General features: G+C 69.7%; 3 protein-coding genes. 1 reads left to right on the forward strand and 2 read right to left on the reverse strand.

The features are described 5' to 3' along the window. The first annotated feature begins 12 nt into the window (after window positions 1–12). Window positions 13–1,323: a UDP-N-acetylglucosamine 1-carboxyvinyltransferase gene (locus OG730_RS42200; protein ID WP_327309646.1), complete on the forward strand. Its 1,311-nt coding sequence runs from the start codon at window positions 13–15 to the stop codon at window positions 1,321–1,323. Window positions 1,324–1,640: 317 nt separating this feature from the next. Here OG730_RS42200 and OG730_RS42205 read toward each other — a convergent pair whose 3' ends face one another. Both OG730_RS42205 and OG730_RS42210 read right to left on the reverse strand, forming a co-directional pair. After that, entirely contained in the window at window positions 1,641–3,917 is a 2,277-nt protein-coding gene (locus OG730_RS42205; RefSeq protein ID WP_327309647.1) for a hypothetical protein, read from the reverse strand. A 12-nt stretch (window positions 3,918–3,929) separates the two neighbouring features. Continuing rightward, complete coding sequence (locus OG730_RS42210; protein ID WP_327309648.1) at window positions 3,930–16,802, reverse strand: toprim domain-containing protein; 12,873 nt, start codon at window positions 16,800–16,802, stop codon at window positions 3,930–3,932. Window positions 16,803–18,494 lie beyond the last annotated feature (1,692 nt).

The raw sequence follows: 18,494 nt of genomic DNA on the forward strand, positions 1-18,494 counted from the left end.
CGGAAGGTACCCGTGAATGATCTGCCCCAGACCCTCTTGCCGCCTCACACCGATACCCGCGCTATCCGCGTCACCGGCGGCCACCGCCTGGAGGGCACCGCCTCCGTCCAGGGCTCGAAGAACGTCGCCCTCCACCTGTTCGCCGCCGCCCAGCTCGCCGACACCCCGCTGATCCTGTCCGGCATCCCGAACATCCTGGACACCCATGTCTGCGCGGACATCCTCACCCGCACCGGCACTCCGGCCACGATCACCGGTGACCGCTTCGAGGTCACCCCCGCCGTCGACTGGCACCCGGCCATCCCGGACGAGCTGGGCGGGCGTGTCCGCACCACTGCCGTCATGGCCGCGGGCCTCCTCGCACGCGCCGGTCGAGTCCGCTTCCCCCTTCCGGGCGGTGACGCCTTCACCCCGCGCCTCATCGACCGGCACCTGGCCGCCATGGAGGCCGCCGGCGCCGCGCTGAACATCACCGCCACCCACATCGACGCCCGCCTCGCCCGCCCGACACCGCAGCCGTTCGCCGTCGACGTGATGACTCAGAAGTGGGGGCCGAGCCTGGGGGCCACGGTCACCGCGATGCTGCTCGCTGCCCGCGCCCGCGGCACCTCCACCATCCTGAACCCCAACTCCGAGCCGGAGGTCCTGGCAACCGCCGCGCTGCTCATGGACGGAGGCGTCGGCATCTCGTGGGGAGGTACCACCGCTATCCACATCACCGGAACCGACCGCATCACCGGGGCCACCGTCGACGTCCCGCCGGACCGGCTTGAGGCCGCCACACTCGCCCTGGCCGCCGGTATCACCGGGGGATCCGTCCGCCTCGCCAACGTGCCCATCGACACGTTTCCCACCGCTCTGATGTCCATGCTCAGTGACGCCGGCATCGAACTGACACCGGCGGGATACGGCACACGCGCTCGATGCCCCGCCGGTCCCCGGCCCGTGCAGACGGCCACGGTCTCCGCCACCTGCACCGACGTTCAGCCCCAGCTGACCGCCTTCCTCACCCAGGCCCCCGGCACCTCCCGCATCGAGGAACGGATCTACGCTTCCCGCGCCACCCACGTCAACCCGCTGCGGGCCTTCGGCGCAGCCGTCACAGCCGACGGACCCACCATCACCGTGCACGGTCCGTCCTCCCTGACCGCAGCCCGCGTGGCCGGCGAGGACATCCGAGCTGTCGCTGCCCTGGTGATCGCAGCCCTCGCGGCCGAAGGCACCTCGACCATCCAGGGCGTCTACCACCTGCAACGCGGCTACGGCAGCCTGTTGCCCAAGCTCGCCACGCTGGGCGCCGAGCTGGAGGTCGTGCAGGAGTAGGACCGATCACCGTCTGGGCTCGCTCCCTGCCAGGTCTTGGCACCACCGGCAAGTGGGCATCCGGCATCTCGTCCAACTAGCGGATTCCAGTGGGTGAGTGCCGGGGCAACTCGGCGTAGTGAACCTCCGTGGGCTGGCTGGTTGTCGCGCGCGCCTCATCATGGGCCTGACGCTCCTGTGAGGCGCGCCGAAGCGCGGCTCCCCGCAGTCGGCGGCGCTCCACTTCTCCTTCCCTGAGAAGTCGAAGCCCTTCCCTGAGCAGTCGAAGCCTGTCCGCTTGCTCCTGGCCTTCCATGGAACCTCCTCGATTGAGTGAATCAGCGGACGCCCGCGCTGATCGTCTGCCGCGCCTGCTGTGAGTTCTGCTGGGCTTCGTCGGCCATACGGGGATTGCCAACGGCTGCTGCCGGCGGGTTCTGAGCCGCCGCTCGGTTCTGCACGCCGTCCTTGAGGGCCTGGCTCGCCCTGAGGATCTTGTCCTGGCTTCCTTGCAGCAGGCGGGCCACCTCCTCGTCCGACAGGGTCCGAGGGTCTGGCTTGGGACCGTTGGTGAGATTGCCGGGGTGCGGACGTTCTACGGTGCGGTCGCGTCGAGGCAGTGAGGCGGCCTGCTGTCCGCCCTCGGCGGGCTGCGCCTCGGGAGGCAGGGTTGGCTGCTTGAGGGCCGCGTCGACCCCCTCCTGGTCGAATGTCGGTTCCCAGGCTCCGTCGCCAACCTGCACGACCAGCTGGCGTTCCTGAAGGGCTTCCATGAGAGCCTGCCCCTCGGCAGGGGATACCGACAGCGTCTTCACGAAGAGCTCAGGTGACGCAATCCGGTTGGCGGCCGCAGCGAGTGCGGCCCGCCTCAGCTGGTCGTCGGTAACCTGCGCGGGCGCAGGGGTAGGTGTCGACGCTTGCGCGGGTGGTGGGGCAGAGGCCGGGGCCTGTTCGGTTTCGGTTACCGGGGCAGGGGCCTGCAGCGGTGTCCCGGCAGTGGTGGGGCGGGTCGCCGTCAGGGCTGCGGGGAGCTGAGCCGGGGTGGTGGCGAGGAGTTGGCGGGGTTCAAGGCCGTTCGGGGGCCCGACGACGTTGAGGGTCTGCAGTTCGTGGAGGATTCGCTCTGCCTGGGCGTGGGTGAGGTTGAGCTCTGCGGTGCTGGCCAGGGCGAGAGGTGAGGCTGCGGTGCCCTTCTCCACAAGGTGGTGCGCGGCGGTGCGGAGCTGGGCGGGTGTGATGAGGGTTTGGGCAGCCTCGGGGGTGAGTTCGTCGGGGCCCGCGATCTCCTTGGCGAGGCGGTCGGCCACCTGGTTCAGGAAGCTGGCGTCGCGGTCATAAGGGTTGCGCTCGACGCGACGTCGGAGGGCGTCAACGAGCTCGAGGCGGGCTGCGACCGGGTTGTCCGCTCGCACGCCGGCAACGTATTCCTTGGGCGGGAAGAAGGGCTGGGTACCCCATTCGACATCGCCCGCATCGGCTGCCAGTTCCCTTTGTACGAGCAGATGCCGGATCTGCAGTTCACTCCGGTCTTCAGGGCGGAGGTAGAGGGACTTGAGCTCGTTGATGACGGTGCGATTCTCGTCCCAGAGAGCGTCGAGGTAGCGGTCCGGGGCGTCGACTTCGTAGTAGCCGACCTCTCGCTGCTCGTCCGGGCCGATGACCCCGCGGATGCGTTCGAGGCGCTGCTCTGCGTAGTGAAAGATGGTCGCTGCGATTGTGCGGCGGCCGTCGTTCTGCCATCCCAGCTCGTCGTAGCGGTTCATCAGCCTTCGGGCGATCCCCGAGACCATCTCGTAGGTGCGGATCTGCAGGGCCTCGATCATGCCGTGGAGGCGGACGTCGAGGACTGCCCGGTGTCCGATGCGGCGTGCGCGTCCGCTGAGCTCGCTCAGAGAGTCGCCCAGCCTTGCCGCCTCGGCCAGGCCGCGGTCGTACAGGGCTCCGAGGCTGAGCGCGCTTTCCAGGGCGGGGTCGTCCGGGTCGTCGAGCTTGGGGTCGGTCGGCGGTCCCGGACGGGCGGCTTCGGCTCGCTGCAGTTCGCGGTTGAGCTGGTAGGCATGCGCCATCAGGAGGCGGGGCGTGTCGAGGGTCTGGCCATCATCTACGCCGGAGGCCCGGGCCGCGTGGTCCTCCGCGGCGCGGGTCAGGTAGCGCATGGCCTCGGCGCCGGGGGTGTTCGACTGGTTCCAGGTGTTGAGATAGGTCTGGATCTGGGCGGCGTGCCGGGCTATCAGGCTCGCGGCGAGTGAGGTGATCCGGGCTGCCTGTATGGCTGCCTGGGGGGTCCGCTCCGCCTGCTCGTTCAGCTCGCGGAGGACTTCGGATGCCCGCTGGTGTATCTGGTTGAGGGTGCTCCAGCCGGGCTGGTGGAAGTAGAAGGCCTGCGCCGCGTGGGCACCGGCCATCGCCGTCGCGAGGCCGGCAAGGTCCCGGGGTCCGGCCTGGGGCGCCTCAGCAACGTTGTCGAGCGCTCGGGCACGTCGCAGGCCTACCCCGAGGTTCTGCAGCCGGGCGTACCGCTCGAGCTCTGCCTCGGTCTCCGCTGCTGTGGCTCCCTGGGGGAGGGTGAGTCGGAGCATGGCTGGTGTGGGCTGGGGAGGTGCTGGCGTCGTCATAGTTTCTCCTCGTCAGGACTGGCTGTGGGTGAGCCGGGTCGTCTGGGTGGCGGTGAGCGCGTTGGCTTGGGCCTCCTGGCGGGATGCGGTACGTCCAGCGCCAGCTGTGGGAGCTGGGTGGGGCTGGACGTCTGGCTGCCCGTCGGTGCGCGCTGTTTGCTCGGCCAGGAATTTGGTGACGACCTCTTCGATCTCAGCCCTGCGGCCGTTGAATTCCGTCTGAGCTGCTTCCTGGGAAGCCGTGTCGGGCGGTGTGGGGGCGGTAGGTGTAACGGGCGGGCGGGGAGCGGGGGGCCGGGGCCGCGCGGGGCGGGCGAGCAGGGCGTCGATCTCGCTGCTCTGCGCCAGCACGGTGCGGATGGTGTCGGGCCGGTACGGGCCGAGGATCTGCTGTGCCTCGAGCCGGTGGAGAAGGCGGTCTGCGCGTTCCGCTGAGATGCCCAGGCCGCGCCGCAGCGTGAGTGGTGAGGCATCGCGTCGGGCCGTGACGATGAGGGCCGCCTGTCGCAGCTGCTCGGGCGGTACAGGTCCTTCCGGGTCGGGCCCGGTGGGGATGCTGCCGATCAGGCGCTGCCGGTACGCCCAGGCCACGCCATTGAACAGGTCGGCAGTGGCGTTCCAGGGATCGCTCATCTCCCCGGTATGGGGGTCGACGTCGCGTTCCTCGGCCACTCGGGTCCGAAGCCGGGCGATGAGCATGTCGTGGGCGGCCACCGGGTTGGGGACGGGAGGTGCACCGGCGATGAGCCCGTTGTTGGGGAGGAACTCTGCGGTAGCCGGCTGGCCTGTGATCTGCTCGTACCGTGCCCGCCAGCGGGCACGATTGACGATCCACTGTTCCTGGAGATCGCCGATCTCATCCATGGTCGTTCCAGGAGCGGCCATCCGGCGCTCCAGGTCGCGCTCGGTGTGGCTGAGGTCCTGCAGTCGGCGGTCGACGCGCACGGCCCTGGACGGCTCCGTCTGACTTCTTTGGCCTCTCAGTCGAAAGACGGCACGCTCGAGGCGGTCGGCCACACCGTGGAGGCGAATCTTGCTCGCCGCGGTGGCCAGTCCCTCCAGGGCACGCACGAGGCTGGTCCTGACCCGCCCCATGAGCCTCTCGCCATCGGATCCTCGCAGCCTGCGCACCGCGGGCACGCTCGCGTCCATCTGGGCCACGAGATCAGTGATCTGCTCGTAGACGGTTCCGGGCAGGCCGATGGAGTAGGGCCGCATCGCGGCGATGGCCTCATGCGCGCTGTGGTGGGCGATGGTGAGGTCGGCCGCGATGGGAGACTCGACTGCGGTCAGCTCCGGGGATGGGTGGCCGGCTGCCTCCTGGCCCAACTGGTTGAGGACGTTCGTCTCCTGTGCGAGGTTCTCGCTGACCTGGTCCCAGGTGGACTCGGCGCCCGCGGCCTCCTGCACCCAGCCGCCGTCGTTACGCAGGACCCAGATGTGGTCGCTAGCAGCCAGGTGGTCCAAGGCGAGATCGGGGTGCCCGGCGGTGTAGATGTCCACGGCCTGCTGGGCGCGGCGCCGGGTTTCGTCGGTGCGGCCTTCATCGGATGCGGCGACTGTGTCGAGCAGTGAAGCGAAGTCTGCCGGTCCGGGCTTGTGCGGCGTGGAGGGCGACAGGATGGTCCGTACGGCCTCGCGCCATGCTTGGCTCAGCGGCGCGCCGATTTTTCCGGCCGCGGTGGCTGCACGCCATTCGACGGCAGCGAGAAATTCGGGGGGCGTCATAGCCGTGAAGCGCTGGTACGACAGGCGCAGGGCGTCCGTGCCGAGCCACACCACGATGCTGGGGTCGTCCGTCTGCTGGTCAGCGCCCGATGTGGCCAGGGCGATCCCGTGCACGCTGCCGAGTGAAAGCGGCTGGGCAACGTGTCCGGGGCTCTCCTCCTCGATCGCGTGCTGGCCGAGGCGGTCGTGGACGGCCACATAGAGGCTGTAGGCGCCGGCGTTGCGGTCAGTGAGTTCAGTCGGCGCGGCCTCGGGTGGCGGGCTTTGGAGGCTCATGGCGAAGGCCAGGGGCCCGCCTTGCGGTGCGGTAGCTGTGGCCGCGGAGACCGCGGGCCGGTTGGTTCCGACGGGCCAGTGCCCGGCACCCGTTGCTCCGGTCGTTGCGGGGGCCGCCGGGGTGGTGGCGGGTTCGGCTTCATCAGCGAAGATCGCCGACTGCCGCGACCGTACGTGCTGGTCATCTGTGAAGTAGCCGTCGGGGTCGGCGGCCAGGACATCGAGTGCTTGCTGATAGACAGCGTTTTGGTGGTCCTCGTCGTGGTTTCCGGGGCCGAGGAGCACGGCGGGAGCGACCAGGTGGCCCGGCAGCTGCCAGGACTGGTGCAGGCGCTTCGCCCAGGTGAGGGCTGCTGCCTGGAGCTCTCGGGCATCCTGCGGGGCGCGGTACTGGGTCTCCGCGGTGATGAGCTGGGCGGCCTGCGTGGCGGCCGCGCGACTGCGGGCGTTGAAGGCTCCGGCATCGAATGCGTGGTTGGCCCGTTCGCTGTCGGTGGCGAAGGCCATCAGCTGGGCCTCCACGGCAGCTTCGAGCAGGGGCTGACGCTGGTCCAGCACGCGCAGCACCGGCTCGGCACCGCCGGTACCGGCGGCGACGCCCGCCTCCCACAGGTCGGCCGCATCCTTGACGTCGTTGGCGCTGGTGACCTCGGTGGTGCCCGGCGTGGTCAGCAGCATGTCCCAGCTCTTGAGCAGGGCTCGCCGTCCTGCGGGGTCGTTGTCGCTGAACATGAGGTGGGTGCGCGGCTTTCCCTCTTGGATTCCGCGGAGCGCCGTCAGCTGGTCCTTGGTAAGGGCGGTGCCCATGGGCGCGCCGGCGACGGGGCGCTGTTCCAGCGGGAGTGCTTCTGCGGCTCGCGCCGTCGCGATGACGTCGAAGTAGCCTTCCAGGCCGACTCGGGGTCCGAGGCTGGCCTCACGCGCCTGTGCCTGAGCCGGGTGATAGAGGCCGAAGACCAGCTCGCCCTTCCGGAAGATCACCGTGTCTTCAGTGTTGAGGTACTTCGGTCCGCCTCGTTCCTTCGCTTGATCGCTGGTCTCGCCGGGCCGGTCGATGCGGCGGCCGCCGAAGCCGACGATCTCTCCCACCTGGTTGTGGATCGGGAACATGATCCGGTCGCTGAATGCGTCGTAGAGCCGGCCGTTCTTCGAGTACTTGGCCAGGCCGGACTGCACGAGCTCCTCCTCGGAGAAGCCCGCGCCCATCAGTTCCTGAGCCAGCACGTCCCAGCTTCCCGAGCCACGCGGAGAGGGCGCGTAGCCGATCCCCCACTGCTCCTGAACCTCCGGGGGGATTTGCCTCCCCTTGATGCCGACGGCCGGGTCGCCCTCGTGGACGTAGGTACGGGCGAGCTCGGCGTTCGGGTCTGTCCGAAGCCGGGTGGCAAGGATCTGCGCTGCTGCGGTGTTCGCTTCGATGAGCCGCGAGCGGAGCACGCTCACCGCGGGACCGTTGGAAGGCAGGAGAGTCTGCCCCGTCGCTCCGTGCTGCACGTCGATCCGTAGCCGGTCCAGACTCCGGTCGGACTGGCTGCCGATCGTCCTGTTCAGAGCCTGCCGCAGGCTCTCGGCGAGGTACGCATCGCGGCCCGGGTGTCCGGTTGCCTCCACGGTGACGACCACGTGATCGGGTGCCGCCATGGTGACGGTGACCTCACGCCTGGACGCCATGGAGCCGAGGGCCTCGCGGGCGAGGACGGCCAGACGGTCGGCTACGTCCGGCTCCTCCTGCTGCTCCGCAGGGGCTGGTGGCGCGGCCGTCGTCGCACCACGCGGCTCTTCGCGCGCCGACCGCTCTTCCTCGCCGGGGGCGTGCGCGTCGCTTCCCGCCGCGATCGGATCTGCGGGGCCGCGCGTGGGCGCTGCCGGCTGCGCGGACAGCTCGGGGCCGGGATCGTCACTGCTCATCGGCGCTGCACCTTCCGCTGGTGCTGGTGTGGAGTCAGCTGCTTGAGCCTGCTTCCCGGCAGGAGCGGGAGCCGGCTGCGAGTCATCTCGGGCTGCCGCGGGTGCCGTCCGGGGGGTGGTGCTGGCCTGCGTGGGCTGTGTCTGCTCGATCGGCGAGCCCACCGGATTGGGCGTGGCTGGCGCAGCGTGTGCAGTCGGCTGGTAGGTCAGCAGGGGACGATCCCCGGTGTCGTCAGCCGCGATCCAGCTGTTCACCGCGGCCATGAGCCTCTGCGGATCAGCTGCCTCGAGCTCTTCTGCCGTGATGCGGACGGTCCGAGCGTCTTCGCCCAGGCTCAGGCCGAGGAAAAGCGACCTGTGGGCCGTGTCACCCGGCCCTGCCTGCTGGGTGACCATCGCGTAGATGGGGCGGCCGTCGATGAAGACGAGCTCGCCGCTGATCCCTATCTGGTCCTGGAGGAGCTGCGCAGCGCGAGCATGAAGGTGGGGCGCTCCTTCGGTGTAGCTGAAGAACGCGCCTCCCCCGGCGGGAAACTCGAGGGCGGGCAGTGCCAGCTCGTCATGCTCGTCCACAGGGAGGTCCGCCTCTGCTGTATCGGCTCCCAGCTCTGCTGTGTCCGCAGGTGCCTTGGCCAGTTGGTTGAGCTGATCGGCGCGATATTCGATGTACCGCCCGACCTCCATCTCCCCCGCGTCGGTGGCCCGCTGGAAGCGGATGAATCGGCCTGCCACAGCGACGATGTGCAGGTTGCGCAGGAGGTCACGATCCGTGGTCCGTGCCGCCTGACCCACGACGATCCTGGCCATCGTCAGCTGTGTGCGCCGGACATGGTGACGGAGCTGGTCGGTGAAGGCGGCCAGTGCGGCTCCTCGGCCTTCCGCAGCGGCAGCGGCGCGACCGAGATCAAGGAGTGCCGCTAGGGCCGGGGGATTTACGCCACTGGTCCCGACGAGTTCGCTGGCTGCTGCCGCAGCCGCAGCGTCCTCAGTGAGCCAGTCCTCATGCTGGTCGAGAGCAGCCAGGACATCCTGGTGGGCAGCCTCGTACGCCGTCGGGTCGGCATACGCCTGGAGCTCGCCCAAGGCTGGCCGCGGAGGTGCTTCATTGCCATGGGGCTCGCCCTCTTGGCGCTCCGAGGTCTCCCCAGCGGGAGATTCCGCCGCCGGTCCCGTGGTTTCGTCGACTTGCCCAGCGTGCTCTGCCGGGGTCGGCGTCACCTGTGCAGGCCCGGAAGTCGGCTGATCGGACCCTGGTGCTGTGGATGCGCCCATCGCCTTGGTACCCCCTTCCCCTTCCTGTGCAGGTGCCCGGTCCGGCGAAGGCCGCTGTCCATCGGTCAGAGTCACTGGCGGGCCTTCGACCACCGCGCCCGCCCGTGAAGAGCCGCCATCGTGGCCGGACGTCGCCGGGCCGGTCTCCGAGACGTCAGCTGGCCTCGCGAGGCTTCGATCAGCGAGGCCGGCTGGGGACGTCAGCGAGGAGTCCGGCCGGTCTTGAGGCCCTAGCTCTCGCCTGTCGACATCGTCGCCAGGTCGGGCGTCTTTACCCGGGACAGGGCGTGGGTCTGCGGGGGCGCCGGACTGCTCGCTGCGTCCTTCCAGACTCGCCGCCTCAGCCGGGCCGTTCCTCAAGTCATCCCCTGACCCGGACTCCCGCGTTGGCCTCCCACGGTCGCTCGCCTCAAGGGCGCCAGGCTGTGCGTCCGTGGCATCACGCCCCATCGGTCCCTGTCGGCCTGAGGAGGGCGCAAGGCCGTCTTGACCGGGAGCGACTGGTGCCCCGCCCAGACCAGGTGCCTCGGTCTCAGCCAGATCGAAGAGGGCCTCTGGCTCCCCCGCGATGCCCTCGACGGCGCCCTGGTCGTCCTCTTCGGCAGGAGATTCCTCGTCAGCGCGGGCCGTGTCGTTCGACGGCATGGCTTCCACGAGCGGATCGCTTGGTGTGGCGGGTCCTCCTGCGAGCGCCGGGCTGTCGACGGTGGCGCCGCTTGCGTGGGGCACGGCGTCGAGACGCACGGGGCCTTCGTGCGCCACGCCCGCAGCGCCGACTGCTGCTGAGTCCGCGCTCACGGAGTGGCCACGGACGATGCTCAGCATCTGTGGCCATCGCTTCTCGTAGTGCTCGGTGGTCACACCGACGAGTTCGCCGTCGTGGCGCACCTCAAGATTGCCCACGCGCTCAGAGCGGTCATCGCGGATGGCGTAGACCTCGCCCTCGCGGCTGGTGAGCTGCCAGGACCCGTCCGGCTGGTACACCAGGTACTCGCCTTCACCGACATCGGGAAGCAGCCAGAGGCCGGATGCGTAGTCGTCCTGTTGTGCCTCGGCACGGTGATCGCCCGTCTGGGAGCGCTGCCAGTGGGAGGAGATGTACTCCGTTGCTCCTTCCAAGGTGGTGGCCAAGCCCAGCGCCCAGACCTTCAGGTCTTTGCCTTCGCCGTGGACGTAGTGCACGCGGTAGGTCTTGTGGTCGGGGATGCCATTTCTGACCTTGCCCTGGCAGTCCCCGGTGACGGAGTACTTCCCCTCGTGGCCGCCTGTGACCTTGGCCGACCAGCGGTAGGAGAATTGGTGATAGTCGCCCGGCGGGACGGGGTCCTTCGTCAGGGCCACCTTGCCGGGATAGTTGTCCAGAGCAGGATGCTCAGCTGGCAGCGTCACCTGCAGCGCGGCCGCCGGGTTGGTGACCAGGTACTCGGCAGTCCTTGTCTTGCCGGCGCCACGGTGGTGCACCGCGGTGCCTGACAGCTGCTTCCGCCCGCTGCGACGGCGAACGCCGCGCTCGACGCTCGTGACAGTGCGCTCGCCCTTCCGGTCGGGCACCTGGATCCGGTCGCCGGGCATGATCAGGCCCACCCCGACCGAAGCGGTTGTCGCACCTGCGGCTTCCGCACGGTCGAAGGCCTGCCACCGCAACGCCCAAGCCTCCCCCTGCATGTCGATGTCCGCCGGCAGCGGGTAGGGGTCCTCGGGAGTGGCATGGAGAAGAGCGGGGTGGGCGACCTCGTGCGTGCCGTCCTCGAAGCGGACCACCTGCCAGGCGCCGGTGCCGCGTGGAGCGTCGACGATGCCTACGGCCACGGCCGTTCTTGCTACGGATTCCTCCCCGGATCCGATGTGCTGCAGGACGGTGCCGTCGGCGTGCAGGACACGCCGAGGGCGCTCGGACGTACCGGCGGGCCGGGCTTCACCGGCGGCCCGCGTTCCCTCGGGTAGCTCGGTTACCCACGGGTGCAGCCAGGTGCCTGCCGCGTTCCGGGTGAGCTGGCGCGTTGTGGCCTGGGTCCGGTCGTGGGCCTGGACATGGGCTGCGATCAGTGCGCTCAGCAGAGGGGCCAGCCGCGCCTTGAGCTCGTCGTCTCCCGAGCGATCAAGGTCACCTTGGACCACGTTGAGCATCCAGGCGAGTTCTCGCAGCTGGTGGGCAACCTCCGGCAGGGAGGAGGGCACCGCGGGAGTCCGTGTCGCGATCCAGGCGACGGCAGCCTTGATGTCCGTCAGGGCGACGTGGTTTCGACTCGTCCGTGGCCACGTCTGGTGACTTGCGTCCAGCACCGCCATCGTGTCCACCACGAGCCGCCAAGCGTCCGTGGCCTCGCGAGGGTACGTGTACGGCTCGGCTGTCCCTGCCGACGGGGGCACCAGCGGAGTCGCGGCCCCGGCCTGGTCTGTCACCCCTTCTGCGCTCACTGACTTCGGCTCTTCCTTGGCGCTCCGGGGTGGCAGCAGGCTGGCCGTCGGCTCGGGACCGGCGGCGTCCTGCGTGGCGCTGGCCTCTCCGGGCCCCGTCGCTGTGCTCTGTGTCCTTGTGGGTCGAGGCTCGACCTCGGACGCGGTGCGCTGCAGCTCGATCCAGGTTCGGACCGTCTCGCCTGAGCCGGTTGCCAGGTGGCGAGCGGCGTCAGCCACGAACCGGGCCGACTCGACCACCGCTTCAGCCGCTGGAAAGTGCGGCTGCTCCGAGGCCGTCTTGCCGAACTGTGGGAGTCTGCCGTCCCAGCCGGCCGCATCTTCCAGCACCTCAGCTACCGCGACACCGTCTAGACCGGCTGCCTCGGCGTGTGCGGCAACCTCCACCAAGTAGTTGATGACGACAGCACGCACGTGAAGCACGTATGTGGGGTCTGTGGAAACGCCGAGATCGGTGCGCCAGGCCTTGTCCATGATCAATGGATCGCTTCCTGCGGCCAGAATGCGCTGCAGGTAGTCCTCCGTGGCACCGCGGCCTACTTCCTCCAAGGCCTCCCGCAGGTGCTGGACGGCCTGGACGGTGTAGGCCACGGTCGCTGGGTCGGTGAGACGCTCCAGGGCTGTCGCCGCGTTCTCGTCGAACTGCGCCAAGGGCCAGTGGCGGGTCCAGAGCCAGCGGTCGTCGGTGACAGGGATCGCGAGGGCTGCGATGTCACGGGCGGTGGAGTGGGCGAACCGCTCCTTGGCACGTTCTGCCTTCCCCAAGGCGGCATTGACCGCTTCCTCGTCGGGCGAGGTGGTATGCCACTTGTCGGGGAACGAACTGGGTACAGGCGGCTGGGGCCATTCCGCGTCAATGCCGACCTGCGCCGGTGCCGTCGGCCTGTAGTCGATCGAGTCCGAAGTGACGAGCAGTGTCGAGCGGCTGCTGACGCCCGCGGTCGCCAGCAGGTTCGAATCGCCGTCGGCCCCGGTCGCCTCAGGGCGGCTCGGCATCTCCACGCCGTGATGTCCGAACCAGGCAAGGCCCTGCGATGTGGGCCGGACCCGCTGTCCCTCGACCTCAGCCAGCTTCAACTCGAGAAGCTTTGCCACCGCGTCCTGGGAAGCTGCTGCGGCCCGCCGTACAGGGTGGGTCTGCAGCATGAACAGACCCCCGAACCGGGTCATGTCCCCGCGGGTCACGTCCGCCAGAGCCGTTCGCTCGGCCTTCTTGAGCCGCGGGAACGGAACCTGCACGCCTTCCCGCTGCGGGCCGGACTCCGGCGCGCTGCCCTGGGGTGTCGCCTCCTGGTGGTCAACCGGCTCCGGCGCTGCGTCTCTCCCTGCTCCGCGGGGCTCAGCTCCGGGGCTTTCGGCACGGTTGACGGGGGTGCTGGCCCCGTCGCTGCCGCCCAGGTCACGGGGCGGCGTTCCGGCAAAGTCAGCCGATGAGGTGACAGCGTCGAGGGCTGAAGGCACGTTGTCACCCAAGGTCCACAACGGATCGGGCGTGCCTCCTCCAAGGGCGGCAGGAGCTTCCTGGGCCCAGGGCTGGGCGACAGGATCCTGGACGGGCTCCGGCACCGGAGTGGCCTGGGGCGCCGGTGCTGGCAGGTGGGCGCTGATGCCTTCGTGGAGCTGGTACTCGCCGGGACGAGCTCTGCGTACCCCTTCGCGCAGCTGCACCGCCAGGTCCAGCTTCTGGGCCTCTTCTGGGCGCCGCTCGGGCCACCAGTATCCGGGGATGAGGTTCCCGTCGGCATCGACACTGGCCGTGCCGATCGCCCTGTTGCGGAAGTAGGGCGGAGGGTAGTAGGCGGCCACGGAAGGCGCGTAGGTCAGCTCGTCCTGGTCGAAGGCGAACATGACCTCATCGCCCGGGTTCAGGCTGTCCGGGCCGGCCGGGTGGATGAAGCCGTAGTCGCTGAACCGGTAGAGCGCGAGATCCTCCACCCAGCCGGCTGAGGCTGACTGCCAACGGAGTCTCCGGAGCCGGTCCCGGAAGCTGTACCTGGTGTGCGAGGGAGAGCTGGTCACCCATTCGTGGAGCTTCTCGGCGCCGGGCACCCGCGATCCGCTGATGCTCAGGAAGTCATCTGCGTCCCACGGGTAGGCCGCTCCGGATTCGTCGGTCAGCCGAACCAGCAGGTCGGCGAAGGCGAGTGCGTGCTTGCGGGTTCTGACGGACCACGGCACGACGTCCTTGGCCGAGCCGGGGGCCACCACGTGCCAGCCGTCCCTCGCCGAACCGTGCACGAGGAGCCGGCCGGACGGTGCGAGTTCCAGGCTCGGGTCGTTGGCGAGGCGGGCGGCACGGCGGGCCCGGTTCTGGGCGTGCTCACGCTGAGGCCCGCTGTCGGCGCTGATCTCCTCTTTCGCCAGGGAAGTCAGGTGGAGCCGTACGCCGTCAAGGGTCGCAAAGCGGGCAGCAGGCTCCGCGGTGGAGGTGGTCTGGGAGGTGAGCTGGTGTACCTCCGCCGCCATGAGGTTGAAGTGGATCCACTGCTCGGGGGTCGCCAGGAGCTCGGCGACGGTGTCGGAGGTCCGCCCGTCCATGTCGTAGAACGGAGCGAGAGCATCGCCGAAGTCCGCCAGGGCGTCGCCTTGCGGATCACGCGGTGGGCTACTGCAGACGACAGCTTCCAGGGCCGCCCGGACGCGGGCCTTCTGTCCCTTCTGCGGCACCGCGGCCTCGGCGCGGTCGATTGCGCTCATCACGGAGTTCACAGCAAGGCGGCTGAACGGGCCGCTCAAGGACGGTTCCATGGTGATCTGCAGAAGCCGTGCCGGGTTCTGCTCGGCCTGGCGCATCCGCTCAGTGCTGTATGCCCTGGCCCGTGCAGCAAGGTCGGTGACCGCCTCGCGGATCTCTGCCGCGGCCTGCTCGACGGCAGCACGCTCGGCGGGCCACTCGGTCAGCTGCAGGAGCTGGTGCTGAAGGTTGTCGACGAACTGGATGAACGGGTCGTCCGGATCCATCTCCCGGCGGGCTTCGGAGACAGGTGGCCGCGTGCCGTTGGCCCGGCCGATGCCCTGTCCGTGGGCACGGCGCCGCTCGGCGTCCCAGACGAACGCCTCGATTCGCGGCAGCGGCGGTGCGGCGGGAGGCTGCGGGACGGTGCCACCTGCCGCGGGCTGGATCTGTGCGTTGGCATCCGGGTGTCCGTCGACCAAGGGGCCTGGGTCGTTGCCGATTTCATGGCGGGGCACTGGCCCGACGAGCGGCGCCAGCGAGGGAGGAAGATCAGCCAGTTGGAGGCTGGGGTCGGAGTCCGTGGTGAGGTCCAGGGAGTGTTTGACCCGGTGGGGTCGCACAGGGCCCCGGTGCTCCCCGACGATGTCGACGCGGCCTGGATGGGGGTTGATCTCGGAGATGACGATGGGGCTGTCGTCGAGCTCGATCACCGTGCCGGGGGACAGCTCGGAGAGGGCCGCCAACCGCTTCGGCGCGTTCTGCGTGGGGGCCGGGAGGAACGTGATGATCCGGTCGAGGTCCTCGTTCACCTCGTTCATCGGCGGCAGCGCGAAGGGCCCGTCCATGTCGAACAGCCCCTGCCCGCCGGCATGCGCGGCCGCGGGGAGGCCGCCCCGCGCGTTGGCAGGGATGCTCCGCGACGACAGGTAGCCGATCGCGTGATCGAGGACCTCCTTCGTCACCGCCTCCACGCGCTCGCGCAGCGTCCGGGCGAGAGCGAGCTCGCCCATCGCCTGCCAGCGCTCCTCCCCCTGCCGGTGATGGGGGAAGCGGCTGGCCGCGGTCTTGGCCTTGTTGAGGAAACTGACCACTTCGGGCGTGGCGATCTCGCGTACCCAGGCACGGACCCGGTCCCAGGTCACAGTGACCGAGATGTCCCCGACGGTCGCCTCCAGTCGGTCCGAGTAGCTCTCGTACCTGACCGGAGTGGAGCCCACCTGCTTGTTGCCACTGCCGCGGCTGAGGTAGCGGCGCTTCCACTCGGAGTACGCCGCAGTGTCGTAGGCCGCCGCGAGGAGATCGATCAAGCCGTAAGCCGAGAGACTGGCCCTGACGGCTACGGCGGTTGCCTGCTCTTCGTCTCCGAGAGGAGGCGGTGTGGCGCCCAGTTGGAGCGTCCACTGCATCTGCAGCAGGTGGGTCGTGTCCGGACCGCTGGGAGCGGCGCTACGCGGTGCGGTCGTCACCGCCGGTGCCGCTGGTGCCGGGCTTCGACGTGCCTCGCCGTCTGACGCGGCGTGCGAGGGCTGGGAATCGGGTTCGGACACGTCAAACTGCCCATCTTCTGTCGGCTCCGCGCGCTCAGCCGAAGCGGTGGGCTGCGTGGAATCGGGCGTAGGGGCCGGTGTCTCGCTCCTGGGCACGGCAGGCACGGTCGGCTTCGTCGTGCGGGACTGGGGCGAGGGGCCGGGCATCTCGTTGGCCGGGAGCTCAGCCTGTGCCACGGCTCCGGTAGGCGCCCAGGCGCCTGTGTACTCGGCGATGCGCTGCTGCAGGCGGCGTATCCACTCAGTCGCTTCCTCGCCGCGCGGGTCCGTTCTCAGGGAGTCGCCGAACCAGTTGACCCGCGAATGGGCGGTGTTGAAAGACTGCGTCGCTGCGCTGCGGTCGCCTTCACCGGCGGCTTGGTTGGCGGCAGCCAGGGCGTCCCGGACTTCCGTCAGAGCCGCCGGCAGGACGTGGGGCTTCCACAACCGTGCAACGACGTACTCCAGGTCGTCGTATGCGAACATCACGAGGGCGCGGACTGCACCCTCGTGTTCTTCGTCCGAGAGGCGTTGCGGGCGGTCGTCGGACCGCAGCATGGCCCACCTGTCCAGCGGGGCCAGACGCCGCGCAGCTGACTTGCTGTCCTCCTTGTTGTGCCACGGCCGGCGAACGTCCTTCAGACGGGCGTCGAAGGCAGTTCCGTCGTCCGAGTAGATTCCCTCCGGGTAGAGGGCGGCGAGGAACAGCGCTTGCTCTCCTTGCGCGGTCGGACGGATCAAGCGCAGGGCCGACTTCTCCGGAGGCATGGCGAGGAAGCCGGCCTCCAGCAGGAGCTGCACGCGCTGGGTGCTGACGCGCCGCCCGGCGCCCGAGCCTTCGGACGGCTGCCGGAACAAGCCGTCGTCGCCCTTGGTGAGGCGGCCCGCAGCAGCCAGCTTCATCACGTCGAGCAGTGGCTGGGACCAGCCCAGCCTGGGCACGACATCGCTCGCCTGATCCTTGGCCCGCTCAAGGCGTTCGCGGTTGGGCTCGTCCATACCGGTGTCGGCCCGCAGCTGGGTCTCCACCTCGATGTCGATGCGGGCCCTCAACGCGTCCATGTAGTCGGCGGTGCGCACGGACTCCCACACGTCCGGGTTGCCGCCGCCCTCGCCGTCCCACACCTCCGGTGAGCCCGGGTCGGGGAACGTGGCTGCCGGGGTGCTGCTGCCGCGCTGCTGCGTTTGAGTGGCAGGCCCAGCGGTGGGAGAGGCGCCGGTGTCGTTCTGGTCCTGTTCGGCTGGGTCTCCCCTCGCATCCGCGTCCGTGCGCTCGGAAGCTGCGCCCGCCCCCTTCTCCGAGCGGCGGCTGGAAGGCCGGTGCGGGGCAGGAGAGGGTAGTTCTGCACGGTTCGGCGTGGTGAAGGGCGCAGATCCGGCGCTGAGCGTGACGCTGGGGCCTGTTGAGGGTGGCGGCGTAGAGATGGGCTGCTGGTCGGCTCCCGGAACGGCGAGTCCGGACGGGACGTCGTGGGAGGCGCCCCATCCCGCAGGGTTCGCTGCCAGCGCGGAAGGTGCGTCGCCGGCGCCCCAGGCCTGCTGCTCGTCCTGCGTCTCCTCCGCTCTGGGCGGAGCGTGGTTCCTCTCGCCTGCTGAGGCAGCCTGGGGTTCCGAGCGGCCCGGAGCCACGTCGGGCAACGCAAGGCCCGACGGCACAGCGCCGGATCCCCAGTCCGTGCCCGTCGTCATTGCCTGGGGTGCGTCCTGGGCATCCCAGGCAGCCCCCGCGGCAGTTGCTGCCTCGGTGCCGGCAACTCTGCCGAGAGACTGTGAGGTGAGGGGGACTGTGATGCTGCCGGTAAGGGGGTCAAGGGCGGACGGGACCCCGTCCTGGGTGGCCCACGTGCTCCGATAATGGGCGTCCCCGAACACCAGAGCATTCGGTACGTCCGCAGCCCCCCAGGCTTCGGGAGACGGCACTGCTGGCGCCGCTGCGGCGGAGGGGTCGGTCCCCGCGGTGAACGGGCTGGACGGGTTGTTGGCGGCAGGGGTGACGTCGACCTCTTCCCACGACGGCACCGTCGGGGTCGCGCCATCTTCGTCGGCGTCATCGGGCTGGGGCGGGGCGTCGAGAGGCTCGATCGGGTCCGTGCCGCTGCTCGCAAGGCGCGCGAGGAGGTCCGCGGCGCTCTCTCGGGCAAGGCCCGTGGCCAGGAGCGGCGGAAGATCAAGTGCCGAGGGCGCATCATCCTGCAGCCAACTGCGGGCCGGCTGATCGGCGTCGAGAGCCCGTGGGGCGTCGCCCTGCGACCATCCCTCACCCCATGCCGGGTCGGGCTCATGGGAGGCGGGCTCGTTAGCACCGAGGGGTTCGGCCGTCGGGCGCGCGGCACCTGGGACGGGATCAGCGAGACCGGAGGGAACCTGTGTGGCGGACCAGGCGGAGGGGAGCTGGAAGGCGTTCGGTACCTCGCCCGGGGCTGACGCCCACCCCGGGGTCGGCTCGGTTTCCCCGGCGGGCACCGTGTCCTCGCCTTCGAGCGCGGAAGGGACGTCGCTCTGGTTGCCCCAGCTGTGGGCGACATCGCCGAAGACTGAGGGCGCTTCGTCAGGCAGTCCCCATGGACCTTCCGGTTCAGGTTCGAAGCCCTCGTCAGGAGCAATGGCCAAGTCTTCACCTCGTCGACTACGTGGGCGGCAGGGCGGCCGCCCGCATCCCTGTGGGCTGGGCAGTTTCGATGCGACGCTACGAAGGGGTGTATGCGGTCGGGGCTGTGCGGTGCCCGGCTTCCCGCCTGCCGGGAAGCCGGGCCGAAATTCCTTGGAGTCCAT

The sequence above is a fragment of the Streptomyces sp. NBC_01298 genome, assembly GCF_035978755.1.
GTDB lineage: Bacteria > Actinomycetota > Actinomycetes > Streptomycetales > Streptomycetaceae > Streptomyces.

Excerpts from the sequence above, each read along its gene's own strand:
- OG730_RS42205 (WP_327309647.1), bottom strand. The coding sequence starts at position 3,917 with ATGACGACGCCAGCACCTCCCCAGCCCACACCAGCCATGCTCCGACTC.